The sequence below is a fragment of the uncultured Gimesia sp. genome (assembly GCF_963976445.1).
GTDB lineage: Bacteria > Planctomycetota > Planctomycetia > Planctomycetales > Planctomycetaceae > Gimesia.
This window is the reverse complement of record NZ_CAXBKP010000025.1, coordinates 40,304-56,807: the sequence shown is the minus strand read 5'-3', so window position 1 is coordinate 56,807 and position 16,504 is coordinate 40,304. Positions and strand designations below refer to the sequence as shown.

Sequence of the window (16,504 nt, the reverse complement as noted above, 5' to 3'; positions counted from 1 at the left end):
GCATGCAGCAATTAAAAACTATTTGTACGGCCTGCGTTTGTTTTGGAGTGGTAGTAACTTTGGCGGCCTGTGGTGGCGGAGGTGATGGTGCCCCCGATTTAGGTCAGGTGACTGGTACAATTACGATAGATGGTGCTCCGCTGACTGATGCTAGTGTGACGTTCATGCCTGAGGGAGTGCGTGCCTCATCTGCCATGACGGACAGTGAAGGAAAATATGATCTGATTTATATTCGGGATGAAAAAGGGGCTGCCATCGGCCAACATAAGGTTGTCGTCAGTAAATTGAAAAATGAGAAAGAGACAATCCCTGACAAATATAGTGGTGAAACTGAACTGACAGCAGAAGTCAAAGCGGGGGCCAATGAAGTCAATTTTGATTTAACGTCAAAATAAACAAAAGGTCTGAGGCATCAGGAAATTCATCATTGCAGGATGTCGCTTTGTTTCTTTGCGGCGTCAATCGACTTAGATAAATTATTATTTCATTTCATTTTTTTATCTAAAGGGCCTTATGATGCGCAGTTCGAAGCAGAGCCGCGGGTTTACGTTGATTGAATTATTAGTGGTGATCGCCATCATCGCAATTTTAATTGCCTTACTATTACCGGCCGTTCAACAAGCGAGAGAAGCGGCACGTCGTACAACTTGTAGAAATAATATGAAGCAGTTTGGTTTGGCGCTGCATAACTACCATGAAACGCACGGTTTGTTTCCGCCTGGTGCGATTGCAACTACTTCAACATCCACGGCATTTGATGTATGGGGGGACGCCGGGAGTACGATAGAGCAAGGTCTACATGGTACAAGTTGGCTAGTTCAGATTCTTCCCTTTCTTGATCAGGCCGTGATTTCTAATCAATGGGATTTCTCGACGAATGTCATTGGAAACCGTTCTATCGCTGAGACGAATGTGCCTATCTTTTATTGTCCCACTCGTCGTAGTAAGGTTAGAAAAATTGATGATGATATTATGTTAGGGGAAAATCCTCGCGATGGTAAACCGGCAAATCGCTTCAACAAAGGGGGCTGTGATTACGGGGTTTGTATTGGTGGTGGAAATGGTTGGGCAGATGGAAATATTATTCATCTTACTCACCGGACCGATTCTCTGATTGGTTCGTTTGGCGGTAGTAACGCAATTTTGGGTATGTTCTCCGTGAACAGTGATACGGCGATGCGCGATGTTGATGATGGGACCTCCAATACGATCATGACCGGAGAGTTGCAGAAATTGCGTGGACCGGGGGCTCCCAATACCAGCCAGGACAGTTGGGCGGCAGGAGGCGTGGCGACAATGTTTGATACCGGGATTTCAGGCGGGACCTCAGGCGGATTTAATAATAACTTCTATCAATCGGCAGGCAGTGATCACGAAGGTGGCGCGCTATTTGGATTTGGTGATGGTTCCGTCAGGTTTTTGAGTGAAAATATGAGTTCTCAAGTTTATAAAGAACTGGGAACCGCTGCTGGTAAAAAGTCAACCAATTTCAGCCCTTAAGCAGTGTCAGCATGAGACACATGCACGCGCACCGATCCAAACGATGCACCGCGATGAACGATATTTGGTCGTATTGATATCGTGTGAACACTCATTTCATCTTCTTTCCTGCCAAACTGATCATCAATCAGGGCCCACGTAAAGTGATTCCCCTCCTTTTGCATGTGCTTTGGTGTTATCAGGTTCAGTCAAACGGCGTTCTTGTGTATTCTCTTGATCCCAATGGATCAGGTTTCCATAATACGGTCCCAATATTTGCAGATATCATCTATGGAGAGTGATTCATGTCTCATCCGGAACATGTGAAAATAGTCAAGCAAGGAACGGAAGCATTAACGATATGGCAGGCCGAAAACCCGGAAACAATCCTCGATTTGAGTGGGGCCAATTTAGGTGGAATTGAATTGAGTGGGGCCAATTTGCATGAAGCCAATTTATGTGAAGCGAACTTATTTCATACAAATCTGAAGAAAGCAAACTTAAGCAAAACGGATCTGAGCAAAGCGAACTTATTTCATGCTGATTTAAGCGAAGCGAATCTGAGATATGCGAATTTGCGTGAAGCGAATATGCATGATGCCAATTTCAGCCAGGCGAATCTGTTAAGTGCTGATTTAAGTAAAGCGCAAATGTTTAATGCCGAATTTGTTGACGCCAATTTACTCAATGTCAATTTAAGTCAAGCCAACATGAAGATGGCGATTTTCAAAATGGCCATCTTACGGGAAGCCAATTTGAGCGAAGCCAATCTGAGTAAAGCAGATTTAAGTTGGTGTGACTTAAGTGGTGCCAATCTGACTGGAGCCGATATGAATAGCGCCAACTTGAGCGACGCTGATTTGAGTTGGAGTAATCTCACTGGGGCAAAACTCAATGAAACCAATTTTCGAGGCGCGACATTAAACGCAGCTGATCTCTCGATGGCTCTGTTACAGGATACTGTTCTGGAATCAGTTGAACTGACCAATGTGATTGTGGATCCCAGGACTTATTTCAGTGGGTGTAAATTTAATAAGAAGTCCGATGCGACAGGCACGGCATTACGAACAGCTCGATTTAATCCGATAACCGATCTGAGTTATCTTGAATGGAATATGCGTCGTCAGATGTGGGAAAAGAAATATCAGGAAATGCCGGTTATTAAAAAGTGGGCGATTCAGTCTTTCTGGTGGACTTCAGACTATGGGAATTCGACACAACGAATTTTAACCTGTATTCTCGGGTTTGCCGTCGTATTTGCAATGATTTACAGCAGTTCGATCGTGTTGGACGACTATATTATTTCATCAGAATTTCCGTTTGTCGAACTACCAGCTAAGCTGGTTGGAGCCAGTATTTATATGAGAATGTACTCCTGCCTGTATTTTTCCTGTGTCACCATGACCACGCTGGGTTTTGGAGATATTCATGCGAACCCGTTGAGTGTCATAGGTCAGGCACTGGTGATGCTGGAAGTCTTGATTGGTTATATTCTGCTGGGTTCTCTCATCACCAGGTTAAGTGTCAGTTTTACTTCAGTGGAATGAAGTCGTTTGTCAGAGTCTAAACGATTAACTCACGGCGAAGTGCTCTCGTGGGCGATCTGTTCTTCGACTTTGTCTGTCAGGTCCTCAATAATCGAATCTCGAATTGCCTGCACACGGGATTCACGGTCCTTTGTGTGTAGTGCGCTCAGAACGGCATCCAGCAATTCTGCATTATTAAATGGTTTTGTTAAATACGCATCAACGCCTGCGTGATTGATGGCGCGCATCGCAATCGAGACAGAAATATCACCGGTTAATACAATGCGTCTTGTTTCTGGTGAGTGTTCTGAAATCCAGGCCAATAATTCTGTTCCGGACATACCAACCATATTTTCGTCGGTAACGACGACATCGATGTTGTGCTTGGTCAATAATTCAACGGCTTCTTCCGCTGAGGTGCTGGTCCAGACGAAGACTCCTTTTTTTTCTAAAGGGCGCAGTAATCTTCGAACGCATTTCAGCAAGATCGGTTCATCATCGACTAACAGGATGGACTGACTCATAAACTCCTCCAAAATTGAAAATGATAAAACAGAGTTTTCATGATGACTATTTGCGTATCATCATTTTACATTATCTCATTCTGCAGTTCTTAAACAGGAACTGGAGCATTCAGGGAAGTTTCTGAGGGGACAGAAATTGTTTCGTTTATTGTTACCCCTGGCGATACAAAAATCCGATCGGAAATTGGGTTTGCCAAAGAGAGCGATTTCAGGTTTTCCAGATGTTTTGGGGATAATACAGTTCCACGTGGCAGAAGTAAGCCGCCGTTATTTGAGAACAGATCACGCGAGAGCGTCATGCCCAATATGAGTTCATAAGGACGCACGTGACGATCTTGTTCCACAGTGACGTCAACGTCCTCATTAAGAGGATGATTATCTCTGGTCTGTTGTTGCACTGTTTCCGTATGTTGTGATTTTGCTTCTTGAGGCGGATTGCCAGCTGTTCGATCCTTGAAGTATTTGTGTAAGTGACTTTGCTGTTCTTTGGGAAAGAGATACTGATGCAGTGCCGAAACGACTTTCGGGTCAAACCAGGTTCCCGTTAGCCTGCCCATTGATTCCAGGATCGCTTCGGGAGACTTTTGATGTGAGCTAGCGCGACTGTTTAGCAGATGATCATAATAGTCTGCCACACCAATAATTCGGGAGCCCAGGGGGATTTCATCGCCTTTCAATCCGTCCGGGTAACCAGATCCATTAAAGCGTTCGTGATGATGGCGAATGAGGACGGCTGCCTTTTCGAGACTGGGCACCATCTGTGCGATCTTCTCGCCTAGTATGACATGGTTTTGTACCTGTCGCTGTTCGGCTGGAATCAACTTCTCATACGGTTTTGAAAGTAGATTTTCAGGAAGCTCAATTTTACCAATATCGTGCAACAATGCTGCCGAATTGATTTGAAATAGTTCATCGAGTTTGCATCCGAGCTGTTTTGCAATCTGCCCCGTCATGACGGTGACGCGTTTTGCATGTTCTCCCAGGTCAGAGCTGTGCATTTCGCCGAGTTGGGCCATCGCGCGAATGGAGCCGATAAACCCCTGTTTTAACTGCTGGTTCAGTAGTGTGACTTTTTCAGTTCGCTCTTTGACTTTAAATTCCAAATTCTGGTTTAAGTCGCGCAGTTCTTCGTTTTGTGACAGTGTCAATTCCTGAAGTCTGCGATTCTCCTGTCGCAGCGAGTATTCATCGACGGCTCGTTTGACTTCATTTCGTAATTCATTATCGTTCCAGGGTTTTGTCAAAAAACGATAGACGGATCCCTGATTGATGGATTCAATGGCGGCGTCTTTGTCTGCATATCCGGTCAGGATGATTCGGATCGTCTCCGGGGATAAATCCCTGACGCGCTCTAACAGTTTCGTACCTTCCAGTTCGGGCATGCGTTGATCTGAGACAATTAATGCGAAGTTTTCTGTCTGTACCAACTGGCATACTTCTTCTGGAGACGTTGTCGTAAAGATATCAATTTCATCTTTACGAAACAGTCGAACGAATGCTTTGAGGATATGAGGTTCATCGTCAATAAATATTACTTTGGGATTCATTATACTAATTTCTCCATCGTGGAAGTCGGGAGTTGCTCATTGAGCCAGATTCGGAGTTGTTGGACATCAATTTCAAAGGAGATATCCTGCGGCGATTGCGGATGGTTTAATTCTTTGGAATAGCAATACGTGAGGATGTGCTGAGACCATCCAACTGGGACTGAATTCGGATTCATTTCCGAGTCCGTAAGGATCGCGATCATTTCCGTTCCTGTCGGAATCTGATCCTGCTCTGACACCGGTATGATTCCCTGGCTCAATAACAACAAGCTGAAGATTGTGAAGAGATCTCTGTTCTGAACAATGACCCCGATACAGACGCTGCCTGGTTCGGAGATGTTTGTATTATTGTGTTGCGACGTGATGTTAAACAGGTGCTCGGTATGTGCCACTTCTAAAGGAAGTGATTCCAGCGTGTTCTGGAGTGCTTCCGTAAGTGATCCGTGAGAGAAAGAAGTCTGCATGCAAAACGGAGTCACACATGCATTTCCACTGAAACCGATGCCTGAAACTTTCGTCAAATTATTAGCGGAATTGACCAGAAACAGCAATTGGTTCTGTTTCGTAGCAAGGGGCATCTCACAGTTCCAGTGATGATGGTTTTGGACGGAGTAGGCGACTGAGTCTGGAATCTTCCAGCGTTCGCACAGCGCAAACCCGACATCAGCATGATTAAAACCGAGTTGAGTTTCTTCCAGAACGTGTAGAGGCTGATTATTCGTATTTGCCGCGGTGATTAATTCCTGATATTGTTCTGCGCACGATTCGATCAGAATCAATTTGCCAATATCATGCAATAGCCCGGCCAGAAAGGCTTCTTCCGGATCGCAGATGACGAGTTCTCTGGCCAGTTGCCTCGCACCAATCGCGACGGAAAGTGAGTGTCGCCAAAAATCATCAACGTCGAAGAGCTGTGAATCGGTATTTAATTGCGGTCTGAGAGTAGAAACAGTCAGCCCCAGCGCAATGTTGCGAACGCCGTGCGTACCTAATACAACGATTGCCTGTGGAATCGTACTGATTTGTCTGGAGAATCCGAAGAACGACGAATTGACAACTCGCAAAATCTGCGCAGCAAGACCTAAGTCTGCTTCAGCGACATGGGCCATGTCCTGTGCAGACGCTGTTGGGTCACCGGCGAGCCGACTTAATTCCTGAGCAACCTCAGGTAGCGTCGGCACGGCGCGCACCATGTTTAAAATCTGATTCAGCTTAGATTCATCCATATCAATCTTCCATTGAGAGAACGCATCCTCGCAAATGGTCTCCGTCCATTAGTTTGTTACAATGAATTTTGACCTGCTTATTATTGATCTGCAGAGGCACGGATTCCGATTGCTTGCTGCCTGATAAACAGTTTATTACGGTTTCTACAATTTCATTAGAAAAGATGTCTTTGATATCGGAACCGAGATGTACTTTACCGAGCGTAGGGAATACCTGGTTCACCGCTTCATTAGCTAAAACGACGATACGTTCCGTGCTGATTCCGACAACCGGAATCGGGATTTTTGCCAATACGTCTTGCGAGAAATGTAATGATTGGGTGCTTTTACCAACTAAGTCTTCCAGTTGTAGGTTCAGACGGTTCAGCTCCACGTTTTGTAGTTTGATTTCTTCTGTCAGTTTTCGATTTTCCTGCAGCAGTTCGTATTGACCTAAGCACTGCCGAATGGTGATACGTATCTCTTCATCATTCCATGGCTTTGTTAAAAAACGGTAGATCGCACCTTTGTTGATGGAATCCAGGATTGTGGCCGCATCGGCATAACCGGAAAGCACGACACGAACGCATTCCGGATGTTTTTCTTTCACAATTGAAAGAAATTCGGTACCTGTCATGCCCGGCATTCGCTGGTCGGAAAGGACTACGCTGACTTCTTCTTCCGCGAGGACAGCGAGTCCTTCTTCTCCACCGTTGGCGGTAACTAATTGATAGTCTTCGTTTCTCAATAGTCGTTTCAGCGATCGAAGCACGTTAATTTCGTCGTCAACGCAGAGGATGGTTTTCTGTTTCATACACTCATCCCTTCCAGTGGTAAACGAATGGTGAATGTTGTACCGACACCGATTTCGCTCTCGACAGAAATATTTCCGTTATGTTTCTGAATGATTCCATAAATGATTGATAGTCCCAGTCCCGTTCCTTGGCCAACTGGCTTGGTGGTGTAGAAAGGGGTGAATATCTGGGAAAGTTCCTGCTCAGGAATGCCAACTCCTGTATCGGAAATGCAAATGATGATTTCTGAATCTATCGCTTCGGTTGTAATTGAAATCGTGCCTCGTTCAGGAATGGCCTGTGCTGCATTGACCAGTAAATTCATAAAGACCTGATTCAGTTGCCCGGGCGAACACCGGATATCGGGGATTTCTCCCAGGTCGGTTACGATCTCGCTCTTGTACTTCAACTCATTCCAGACGACTTTCAGCGTAGCGGTAATACCTTCGTTGATGTTCGCTTCTTTGATACTGGCTTCATCGAGGCGGGCAAAACTTTTCAAGTTTTGTACAATTTCAGTGACGCGGACCAGGCCCTCTGTTGATTCAGACAGTAATTCATTGACGTCTTCTAAAATGTCGGCGAGATCTTCCTCTTCGCGAATCGTCTGGATCTGATTCTGTATCTGCTCTTGTTTTGGTTTGTCTCCAGAGTGGGCTGCCTGTGCCAGTTCTTCGTAGAGACTCAATAGCCGCGTGAAGATTTCTACATATTCACTGAGTGTGCCTACATTACTTTTTACGAATCCGACAGGGTTGTTAATTTCATGCGCGACACCGGCGGCGAGTTGACCCAGGGAAGCCAGTTTTTCAGACTGGATTAACTGGGATTCCAACATCTGACGGTTGGAGATATCGCGGATAAACGCATTCAAAACACAGGGTTCGCCTTTTGACGCGATAGATGCAGAAATTTCGATCGGGAATTCCTGTCCCGCTTTGTTGAGTGCTGTCGCTTCAATCAACTTATTCTGGGATTGACTCTGATCTCCACATTTTATTTCCATTAACTTCTCTTTGAAATTCTCGCGATCTTTCTCTGGCATCATCTTATCAATCAAATTATTTTCGATGGCGTCTTTATAACTCCATCCGAAAATACGTTCTGCCGCTTTGTTCCAATCCAGAATCGTGCCATCATCCCACATTGAAATAAAACCGTCGGCTGCAGAGTCGATGATCAACCGCGTTCTTTTTTCCGCCTGTTGTAATGCGTTTTGAGCAATTTCAAGTATCTGTTCGGATTTGATTTTCTTTAATGAGCGTTCGACAATCGTAGGGAGCAGGCTGGTGAATGTATCGTCCTTGATTAAGTAGTCTACGGCACCTCGTTTCATCATTTGCACGGCGACTGTTTCACTACCACGAGCCGTCATAACGAGGAACTCAGGGTGTTGTCCCTGCCGCGCCAGTTCATCGATGATCTCGATGCCTTTCATGTCAGGCAACTCGTAATCGAGGAGTAACAGGATGGCTTTATTATCTTTGAGCCATTCTAATGCATCTCGGCCGGTACTAGAGCAATGGATTTGTAAGGGGAGGTCTTTCAAAGATTCTTCGATAATACGCGCTTGGGTATTACTATCTTCGATGATCAGAATCGTTCCACCGGGGCTAATTACGACATCATGATTTTTACATCGATCGTATTTTGGTGGAATGGCTTCGTCGATGTTTTCAGTCACCGTACTCTGGATCATTAGTCCCCCTGAAAGATCACAGTGCAACAGCCTGTGAACAACGGGGGAATTGATCAACAGAATTGCAATGTAAATTCGCTGTGTTGGTTTTGGTTTAAATATGCCATAGCTACGATTCAAATCGAATGATAGAAAAGTGAGCGTCTTCGTTAAAATTATAGATCATTATAAAAATCAAGAGCTCACTATTTTTGAATTGAGTGCTTTACCTCAGCGGTGTTGATAGAATGAAACATTGTAAGCGGGGAAGGAGCAAATGTTCTGTTTCTGGTGGGCTGATATGAAGAAGAATATTGATCAAGATCAAAGCGAGATCTGTTTGTACTGATCAGTATTGCTGACGCTCATGTGAAAAAGTCTAAGACTTTAATATGTACTCTTCTTTGAAGAGAACCTGATCTCTAAATAAGCGAATCGCTATCGACGATCAAACTAGTTCGCGAATAGGGGTTTGTTGGTCGATCAGGTATTGGGGGCGACCGTTATTGTCTTCGATGGTTGTGGACGCCGTGTCGATACCCAGATTGTGATACAGAGTGGCAAATACTTCTTGCATATGTACGGGGCGGTCGACGGCTTCTTCGCCCAGTCGGTTGGTGGAACCAATGACTTGTCCGGTTTTCATACCTCCACCTGCCATGAGTGCGGCATGCACGCGCGGCCAATGATCGCGGCCAGCATTTTTATTGATCTTGGGAGTTCTTCCAAATTCCCCCCAGACCAGGACTGTGACGTCTTTGTCCATGCCTCGTTCGTGCAGGTCCTCCACCAGCGCGGCGACACCCTGATCGAGCAGAGGAACGACTTTTCGGGCATGACCAAAATTATTGCCGTGCCAGTCAAAGTGGGCGAAGCTACAAGTCACACAGCGGGCACCTGCTTCCACAGCGCGACGTGCTAACAGGAACCGGGACATAATCGCCTGATAGCCTTTATCAAGTGTGTAGCTTAAAACTTTGGGGCTGTCTTTCCCATAACGCGCACGGACTTTCGGATCTTCTTGTTCCAGGTCAAGTGCTTCCACCAGTCGGGAAGAAGAGAGAACTTCTAGTGCCTGTTTCGTGTAACCGTCGTATGTGCCATCTGTGAGGCGTGTCTCAGAGACTCTGCGAAAGCGGTCCAGGTCGTTTAATAGACTGGCGCGTTCATTTAACCGGGTGTTGGAAATAGAATTGAGAGTCATATTTTCCATGACGCGACCATCGGGGCGAAATGGGGCATGTTCCAATCCCAGAAAACCAGAGCCTTTTATGTTCCAGGGATTGTGCGCCATGGTATGCGACAAATCGATGTAAGCTGGAACCGTTGGGTTTACGGGGCCTTTGACTTTGGAGAGAGCCGAACCCAGTGCAGGCCAGCCTCCCTGTGGTTGCGCACTGCGGAAATGATGGCCGGTGCAACATTCAAAGGAATCGTGGCGGCCTTCCGCGCCCACTAGAGAACGAATGATGGAAAACTTATCCATCATACTGGCCACACGCGGCATTAGTTCACTGATTTGAATTCCCGGCACGTTTGTATTGATCGGCTTGAATTCGCCACGGATTTCATCAGGCGCATTTGGTTTCAGGTCAAACATATCCTGATGCGGCGGTCCGCCTGCGAGGAAGATCATGATGACGGCTTTATGCGATGATTTCTTCCCGCTCTGTTCCTGTGCACGAAGGATCTGAGGGAGCGAAAGACCTCCCATTGCCAGGCCACCAATCTGCATAAAAGAGCGTCGTGGCATCCGGTCACATAATCGAATGGTTTGATCTTCTAGCCTGAGCATCAATTTCTGCTTTCCGATGAATATGATTGATCGTTAGCGCGGGGGATCAACAATGAATCGATCACATAAGAGTAATCTAATGTGTTGTGTGTGGATAGAATAATCGGCAGAAAGACAAAGAAAATTAAGAAATTCTTCGTGGTTAGAAAAACACCTTTTCCAAGTCATTTGATCAACTTGAAAGAGGTGGGAACTAAGAACCCTGGTCTCTCTATTTCAGTAGAGCGGGGCTCGTTTTAAATTCGTTTCTTGAAGGCTACGCGATCTTCTTCGACATCACCACAAACGGAGAGCCGATAATGGCGGACATTTTCCATGAGGGTGATTCCACCTGCCTGATTTGAGTTGCAGACGATCCAGCCTTTGCCTTCAAGTCCATTTAGATAACGCGTGACTCTGAATAGTGAAGGGATCTCGAATTCCGTCGCAATCTCTTGCGCTGAAGGGGCGATGCCGGTGTGATCAATCTGGCGCGTAATATAATCAAGAATTTGTTGTTGACGTTTGGTTAGATACTGGTTCATTGATTTCTCCTGTGCGCATCAGAGTGCGCAGTTGGGACGCAGCAAAACGCCCACAATCATCCTTGAGAGTTAGACCCGGATTCCAATACAGGTCTTAAGAAGAAACAGCACAATGATATTTTAAAAGTGACTACTTTCAGCGAGCCACACGCGGCCACCACCTGGTGAATGGGGAGGGAATCAGCAGAGCAAAGCATATAAGCAATATCGTCGTTCGTCAATCAAAATATGAGTCGAGTTTTTTGATTCCAGATCGATCTGTTGCTATGCCGTAAAACAGAGCGAATTTTCAAAACAGGTTGTGTAGACTGGCTGCAAGGTACGAAAAAAATAGAAGTGATCGAATAGATCCTTTCGATTGGACTTTTCCTCACCGACGTATTAGATTATATTGATGCATTGTAAAGTATATTAAGATATCCTCTTGCGCTTCAAAATCATCTCTTGGATTCAGGAGAGTCGTGATGCCTGCTTATAACCCTTCCAGCCATCCCAATATTTCTCGTCGTACGGCTCTCGAAGTTGGTTCTATCGGTCTGCTCGGATTGGGAATCAACCATCTGGATGCGTTACGTGTCGAAGCAGCCGCTCCCCCAAAACACCAGACAGCGAAATCCTGTATCTTTATATTTCTGTCGGGGGGCCTGTCACAGCACGAGAGTTTCGACATGAAACCAAATGCTAGTGATGAGATTCGAGGCGAATTCAATCCGATTGCGACAAAAATTCCAGGGTTACAGATTTCAGAACATCTACCGATGTTAGCGCAGCGAAGTCACCTCTGGTCTCTATGTCGCTCATTGACGCATGGTTCGAACGAGCATTCGATGGGGCATCACATCATGTTGACCGGGCGTTCGGAAGTTCCTGTCGGATTCAACCCGAGCCGTCCGATGAGTACCGACCATCCATCGATTGCCGCCATTGCCGGCGATGTCATTCGTGCCCGTACTAATTTGCCGCCAGCAATCGTGTTGCCTGATAAAATCGTGCATAATTCCGGTCGCGTGATCCCCGGTCAATTCGCCGGCAGGATGGGATCGAATCGTGATCCCTGGTTCATTGAAGCATCTCCGTTCAATAGTAAATCGTATGGTGCGTTTCCGCAGTACGATTTCGATCACCAGAGGCGCGGTGGAGCTGATAAGCGTTTATTTCAAACGCCGCATCTGAAACTCTCGCAGGGTATGACACAAGGACGTATGAATAATCGGATCAGCTTACTGAATGAGCTGGGAAAACAGCGCAGAATACTCGACAATGCGGGGCAGGTCGAAAGCTTTGATCGCTATCGCAGCGCGGCGATTTCTCTGCTGAATGATGAGAAAGTCCATTATGCGATGGATGTCACGCATGCGGATGACAAGATCCAGGAACGTTACGGTAAAAACTCGTTTGGCTGGTCGTTGCTGATGGCGCGGCGTCTGATTCAAACGGGGGTGAATCTGGTACAGGTCAATCTGGGGAATAATGAATCGTGGGACACGCACGGAAATATGTTCCCGCATCTCAAAGACAATTTAATGCCTCCCACGGATCGGGCAGTTTCCGCGCTGCTGGATGATTTAGCAGAAAGTGGTCAGCTTAAAGACACCCTCGTTGTAATGTGCAGTGAGTTTGGTCGGACTCCCAAGATTTCTCAACTCGCAAAGGTGTATGCTCATCCGGGCCGCGACCATTGGGGCGCTGCGCAATCTGTATTCCTGGCTGGCGGTGGCATCAAAGGAGGCCGCGTCGTTGGCAAGACGGATAAAATTGGCGGATTCCCCATCGATCAACCACAGAAGCCGGAAAACTTCGCTGCAACGATCTACCGTGCCTTAGGCTTGCCGAAAACCATGTACTGGCACGACGACGTCGACCGGCCGCATTTTATCTACGAAGGGGAGCCAATTCCGGGACTCACATAGTCGTTTCTAGAGCGCATCATTTTCAACCATAACATCTTTGGTTCTATTATACTTGGTCCAAATGGCCTTGGGAACGCTACAGTAAACCTGGACACAGGCTAAATGTGTCTGAGAGCGGGGACGATTTCAGCACGTGACGCATAACAGGCGGGAACGACTCCCGCACAAATCCCCGTACCAAGCGCCAGCAGCATACCGACCCCTGCGAGATGCAGAGAGGGGATAAAGGCGACGGTGACCGCTTCGGCTCCTACAGAAAGACTGCTGAGCTTGAGGGTGATCAAAGCGGTTCCCACTCCCAGCAGGCCTCCCGCGAAACTTAAGAGAGTGCTTTCTGCGAGCACCAGCCCAAAAACTTTGAATCCCGAAAAGCCGATTGTCCGCAGCACGGCGTGTTCCTGAATGCGGTCTTCGACGGACATTAGTGTTGTGGTAGCGACGAGTGCCAGCACCAGACCGACACAGGCCAATCCCAGATAGTGGGCCATTTCAATCAACTGAGATAAGTCACCGAGACTTTTGGCCTGGAAGACCCCTTTGGCGCGGGTGTTGGTTTCAACGGGACCGCCACGAAAGCGTTCATCGATGGCGGCACTGGTAGTAATGGGGTCAGTGCCTGGTTGCAGGATGACTTCCAGTTGTGTGACCGTTCCTACCAGATTAGTGCCCTGGCGGCGCTGTAAAAAATCCAGGTGACTGTAGATATAATTCTCTTCGGCCGGGTTATCACTTTTGTAAATGCCGGCGACATTGACGGAGAGGTCACCGATAGAAAACTTATCGCCGACGTTAATGCCGCGTCGGGCCGCGACGGCCTGTCCGACGATGGCGGCATCCTGATGATTTTCAAACTCGGTCCAGTTGCCAGTGACAAATTCAAAATCCCGTGCGGTGCGTAGCTTCTTCGGGGGGACACCATAGAACACAACGATATCCAGACTTGCGCGACAATTGTTCGTAAAGACCTGGATCGGTACGACATCTTTCACCCCTGAAAACTTCGAAATCTGTTGATCGTAGTCCTGAGGCAGATGGCTGGTGGCGGGGCAGAATTTATTGGCTTGAAACACGATTAATGAACCGCGGGCATCCTGACGCTGTTTCAAATCATTCATCCCTTCCTGAATGGATTGAATGAAGCAGAACACAAACAGTGCGACTGCTGAGCCAGCGACAGTGAGCATCGTACGAGCACGGTGTCCCCAGAGTGTTTTCAGGATGTAACCAGCCAACTTCATAATTGTTCCTCACTGTGGGGGCCGGTGGTTGCGAGTGCTTTCGGATTATCGTGACTCACCAGAACCAGTTTCCCGTGATCGAGATAGAACTGTCGGTCTGCGATCTGAGCTGCCTCAGAGTCATGGGTGACCATCAACATCGTAATGTCTAACTCTCGATTGAGTCTTTGCAGCAAATTCAGAATTTGTTCCGATGTTTCCGGGTCCAGGTCTCCCGTCGGTTCATCGGCGACGACAATTTTCGGGTGTTTGACAATGGCTCGGGCGATGCCGACACGTTGTTCCTGTCCCCCTGACATCTGCCGCGGATAGTGATCGGCCCGATCGAGTAGATCAACTGCCTGCAGCGCTACCTCGACACGTTTTTTTCGTTCGGCGCGGGACATGGGCAACAGTAATAACGGAAGTTCAATATTTTCGTAAGCGGTGAGCACGGGGACCAGGTTGTGAGTCTGAAAGATGTAGCCCATATTCGCCGCCCGCCAGCGTGCCAGTTTTGAGCGGGAAAGTGCCGTGATTTCAATTCCATCGACAATGATCGAACCGGAGTCGGGGTGGTCAATACTGGCAATCAGGTTCAAGAGCGTTGATTTTCCTGTTCCACTGGCGCCCATTAACGACAGAAATTCGCCCTGTTCAATCTCCAGCGAAACCTGATCGAGGGGCGTGATGGTCTCGCCCCCTTTATGGTATTGCTTGGTCAGGTTGTTGATGATGACAAGTGGCATGCTTAGTTTCCTTCCTGATCGGATTCACCAGTGATTTTAATGCGTTCGCCGGGTTTAAGTTCTGCGGTAGACGAAGAGATCAGATGACTAGTCGGGTTTAATCCTTTGGTGACTTCCACCAGCGGGCCTTGCGTTTTTTGACTGATTTCTATCAGCTGACGCCGGGCGATTTGTTTTGATTGATCAGCGATCCAGACAAACGTCTGGCCTGTTTCTGATTGTTCCAACATTTTACGGGGGACATAAATGTGCGTTTCTGCATTTGTTTTCGATGTTTCTTCCTGGATTTCAGGGGCCAGGAATGTGACGTCGACCAGCATTTCGGGCTTGAGCAGAGGAGAGGGGTTTACGATTTCGACTTTGACCTGCAACGTGTTTTTCTGAATGTCTGCTTCGGAGCTGATATAAAGCACTTTGCCGGTTACTGGTTCACTTAGCGCGGGATTATTAATTTGCACGGGCTGGTTCAGGCTGACTTTGGGAATGTCCTCAAAACGAACATCAACGCGGATCTGTAACATTTCCGGGCGATACATGGTGACGATCGTTCTGCCATCATGGCCAATCATTTGTGTCATCATATTTCCCACGCTGGAGCCGGGATGTCCAATCAGTCGATAAATGCGACCTGCGACTGGGGCGCGGATCGTCATGCGATCCAAAGCTAGTTTGGTTTCTTCAACCGCGACCCGTGCCTGTTCGAGTCGTGCAGCGGCAGCCTGAACTTTGGCAGCGTTCTCATCCCTTGCCTGTATTTCTTCAGTGAGTAGCTCGAATTCTTTCTGGAGTGCATCAGTACGGGCCTTTAATGCTCTTTGTTCTGCTACGAGAGAGGTTTTGCGGCCCTCCAGCTCTTCATGGGCGGCGCGCGCTGATTCCAGCTCGGTGAGTGATTCATCGATGGTGCGTTTCGTTACCGCTGCCTTTGCTAAAACCCTACGATTATAGTCATTTATGGCGAAGTTCAGTTCTGCTTTGGCGCGTCTGACCATGAATGGTAAATTTTTTAACTCGGTTTCAATTTTGGCCCGTTCTGCTTCAGCCGATCTTAAAACCGCTTCCCGATGAACGGGTTGGTCGAGACGAATTTGGGAAGCTTTTAATGTCGCCTGGGCCTGATTTAATTCTGCTTCTCGCAGCTTCATACTGGCGATGGTGTGTTTCAGAGTCAGTTCGGAATCTGCTTTGACTAGTAAGGCGATCGGTTCTCCCTGCTTGACAAACTGGTCTTCCACGACCAGAAGTTGTTCCACAACCCCCTGTGCGAGCGCTGCGACGCGAATCGGAGTAGGCCGCGGTTCGACCCAGCCGGCTGCCTGAAAAAGCGGCGTACCGGCGTTACGACTTGTCGATTGTGTGACAATCACCGGTATGACGGTGACTGGTTTGGGAGGAAAGATCAGATCGTGTGAGACCCAGAATATTAATCCCAGGAAACCAACCAGCAGTGTTCCCGGCAGGAGATAGCGCGTGATCAACCGCAGTCGCGTGTGCCCTCGAACTAACGAGGGCGCACTGCGATCAATGGCTAATTGTGATAAATCGACTTGAGACAT

General features: G+C 47.4%; 14 protein-coding genes. 4 read left to right on the top strand and 10 right to left on the bottom strand.

The window, feature by feature from the left end; genetic code table 11:
* Positions 1 to 2 precede the first annotated feature (2 nt).
* The 3 genes from AAC022_RS21700 (at position 3) to AAC022_RS21690 (ending at position 3,026) form a co-directional block, all read left to right on the top strand.
* Complete coding sequence (locus AAC022_RS21700; RefSeq protein WP_339734382.1) at positions 3 to 395, top strand: hypothetical protein; 393 nt, start codon at positions 3 to 5, stop codon at positions 393 to 395.
* 118 nt (positions 396 to 513) lie between these two features.
* Positions 514 to 1,500 carry a DUF1559 domain-containing protein gene (locus AAC022_RS21695; RefSeq protein WP_339734380.1) on the top strand — a complete coding sequence of 329 codons (987 nt, stop codon included), beginning with the start codon at positions 514 to 516 and terminating at the stop codon, positions 1,498 to 1,500.
* A 284-nt stretch (positions 1,501 to 1,784) separates the two neighbouring features.
* Positions 1,785 to 3,026 carry a pentapeptide repeat-containing protein gene (locus AAC022_RS21690; protein ID WP_339734378.1) on the top strand — a complete coding sequence of 414 codons (1,242 nt, stop codon included), beginning with the start codon at positions 1,785 to 1,787 and terminating at the stop codon, positions 3,024 to 3,026.
* A gap of 29 nt (positions 3,027 to 3,055) precedes the next feature.
* Here the strand turns inward: AAC022_RS21690 and AAC022_RS21685 are convergent, their stop codons facing one another.
* The 7 genes from AAC022_RS21685 to AAC022_RS21655 all read right to left on the bottom strand — a co-directional run bounded on the left by AAC022_RS21685 (position 3,056) and on the right by AAC022_RS21655 (position 11,072).
* Positions 3,056 to 3,529, bottom strand: coding sequence for a response regulator (locus AAC022_RS21685; protein ID WP_339734376.1), 474 nt, complete (start codon positions 3,527 to 3,529; stop codon positions 3,056 to 3,058).
* 89 nt (positions 3,530 to 3,618) lie between these two features.
* A complete protein-coding gene (locus AAC022_RS21680; RefSeq protein ID WP_339734373.1) occupies positions 3,619 to 5,076 on the bottom strand; it encodes an HD domain-containing phosphohydrolase in 1,458 nt (485 codons plus the stop codon).
* A complete protein-coding gene (locus tag AAC022_RS21675) occupies positions 5,076 to 6,302 on the bottom strand; it encodes an HDOD domain-containing protein (RefSeq protein WP_339734371.1) in 1,227 nt (408 codons plus the stop codon). The genes AAC022_RS21680 and AAC022_RS21675 overlap by 1 nt, the downstream gene beginning before the upstream one ends.
* A gap of 1 nt (position 6,303) precedes the next feature.
* Complete coding sequence (locus AAC022_RS21670) at positions 6,304 to 7,095, bottom strand: response regulator (RefSeq protein WP_339734369.1); 792 nt, start codon at positions 7,093 to 7,095, stop codon at positions 6,304 to 6,306.
* Positions 7,092 to 8,774, bottom strand: coding sequence for an ATP-binding protein (locus tag AAC022_RS21665; RefSeq protein ID WP_339734367.1), 1,683 nt, complete (start codon positions 8,772 to 8,774; stop codon positions 7,092 to 7,094). The genes AAC022_RS21670 and AAC022_RS21665 overlap by 4 nt, the downstream gene beginning before the upstream one ends.
* A 427-nt stretch (positions 8,775 to 9,201) precedes the next feature.
* Positions 9,202 to 10,548: a DUF1501 domain-containing protein gene (locus AAC022_RS21660; RefSeq protein WP_339734365.1), complete on the bottom strand. Its 1,347-nt coding sequence runs from the start codon at positions 10,546 to 10,548 to the stop codon at positions 9,202 to 9,204.
* A gap of 236 nt (positions 10,549 to 10,784) precedes the next feature.
* Positions 10,785 to 11,072: a hypothetical protein gene (locus AAC022_RS21655; protein ID WP_339734363.1), complete on the bottom strand. Its 288-nt coding sequence runs from the start codon at positions 11,070 to 11,072 to the stop codon at positions 10,785 to 10,787.
* 464 nt (positions 11,073 to 11,536) lie between these two features.
* On the opposite strand from AAC022_RS21655, the gene AAC022_RS21650 reads away from it, so the two are divergent.
* Positions 11,537 to 12,982, top strand: coding sequence for a DUF1501 domain-containing protein (locus tag AAC022_RS21650; protein ID WP_339734361.1), 1,446 nt, complete (start codon positions 11,537 to 11,539; stop codon positions 12,980 to 12,982).
* Between the two features lie 98 nt (positions 12,983 to 13,080).
* Here AAC022_RS21650 and AAC022_RS21645 read toward each other — a convergent pair whose 3' ends face one another.
* The 3 genes from AAC022_RS21645 to AAC022_RS21635 are packed head-to-tail and all read right to left on the bottom strand — an operon-like array spanning position 13,081 to position 16,504.
* The gene (locus AAC022_RS21645) at positions 13,081 to 14,220 is read right to left on the bottom strand and encodes an ABC transporter permease (RefSeq protein ID WP_339734359.1); all 1,140 of its coding nucleotides are present in this window, start codon (positions 14,218 to 14,220) and stop codon (positions 13,081 to 13,083) included.
* Positions 14,217 to 14,948: an ABC transporter ATP-binding protein gene (locus AAC022_RS21640; RefSeq protein ID WP_339734357.1), complete on the bottom strand. Its 732-nt coding sequence runs from the start codon at positions 14,946 to 14,948 to the stop codon at positions 14,217 to 14,219. The genes AAC022_RS21645 and AAC022_RS21640 overlap by 4 nt, the downstream gene beginning before the upstream one ends.
* A gap of 2 nt (positions 14,949 to 14,950) precedes the next feature.
* The gene (locus tag AAC022_RS21635; protein ID WP_339734355.1) at positions 14,951 to 16,504 is read right to left on the bottom strand and encodes an efflux RND transporter periplasmic adaptor subunit; all 1,554 of its coding nucleotides are present in this window, start codon (positions 16,502 to 16,504) and stop codon (positions 14,951 to 14,953) included.

Coding starts and splice junctions, on each gene's coding strand:
- AAC022_RS21675 (WP_339734371.1), bottom strand. CDS start 6,302: ATGGATGAATCTAAGCTGAATCAGATTTTAAACATGGTGCGCGCCGTG.
- AAC022_RS21665 (WP_339734367.1), bottom strand. CDS start 8,774: ATGATCCAGAGTACGGTGACTGAAAACATCGACGAAGCCATTCCACCA.
- AAC022_RS21680 (WP_339734373.1), bottom strand. CDS start 5,076: ATGAATCCCAAAGTAATATTTATTGACGATGAACCTCATATCCTCAAA.
- AAC022_RS21695 (WP_339734380.1), top strand. CDS start 514: ATGATGCGCAGTTCGAAGCAGAGCCGCGGGTTTACGTTGATTGAATTA.
- AAC022_RS21640 (WP_339734357.1), bottom strand. CDS start 14,948: ATGCCACTTGTCATCATCAACAACCTGACCAAGCAATACCATAAAGGG.
- AAC022_RS21650 (WP_339734361.1), top strand. CDS start 11,537: ATGCCTGCTTATAACCCTTCCAGCCATCCCAATATTTCTCGTCGTACG.
- AAC022_RS21670 (WP_339734369.1), bottom strand. CDS start 7,095: ATGAAACAGAAAACCATCCTCTGCGTTGACGACGAAATTAACGTGCTT.
- AAC022_RS21700 (WP_339734382.1), top strand. CDS start 3: ATGCAGCAATTAAAAACTATTTGTACGGCCTGCGTTTGTTTTGGAGTG.
- AAC022_RS21685 (WP_339734376.1), bottom strand. CDS start 3,529: ATGAGTCAGTCCATCCTGTTAGTCGATGATGAACCGATCTTGCTGAAA.
- AAC022_RS21660 (WP_339734365.1), bottom strand. CDS start 10,548: ATGCTCAGGCTAGAAGATCAAACCATTCGATTATGTGACCGGATGCCA.
- AAC022_RS21655 (WP_339734363.1), bottom strand. CDS start 11,072: ATGAACCAGTATCTAACCAAACGTCAACAACAAATTCTTGATTATATT.
- AAC022_RS21645 (WP_339734359.1), bottom strand. CDS start 14,220: ATGAAGTTGGCTGGTTACATCCTGAAAACACTCTGGGGACACCGTGCT.
- AAC022_RS21690 (WP_339734378.1), top strand. CDS start 1,785: ATGTCTCATCCGGAACATGTGAAAATAGTCAAGCAAGGAACGGAAGCA.
- AAC022_RS21635 (WP_339734355.1), bottom strand. CDS start 16,504: ATGTCTCAAGTCGATTTATCACAATTAGCCATTGATCGCAGTGCGCCC.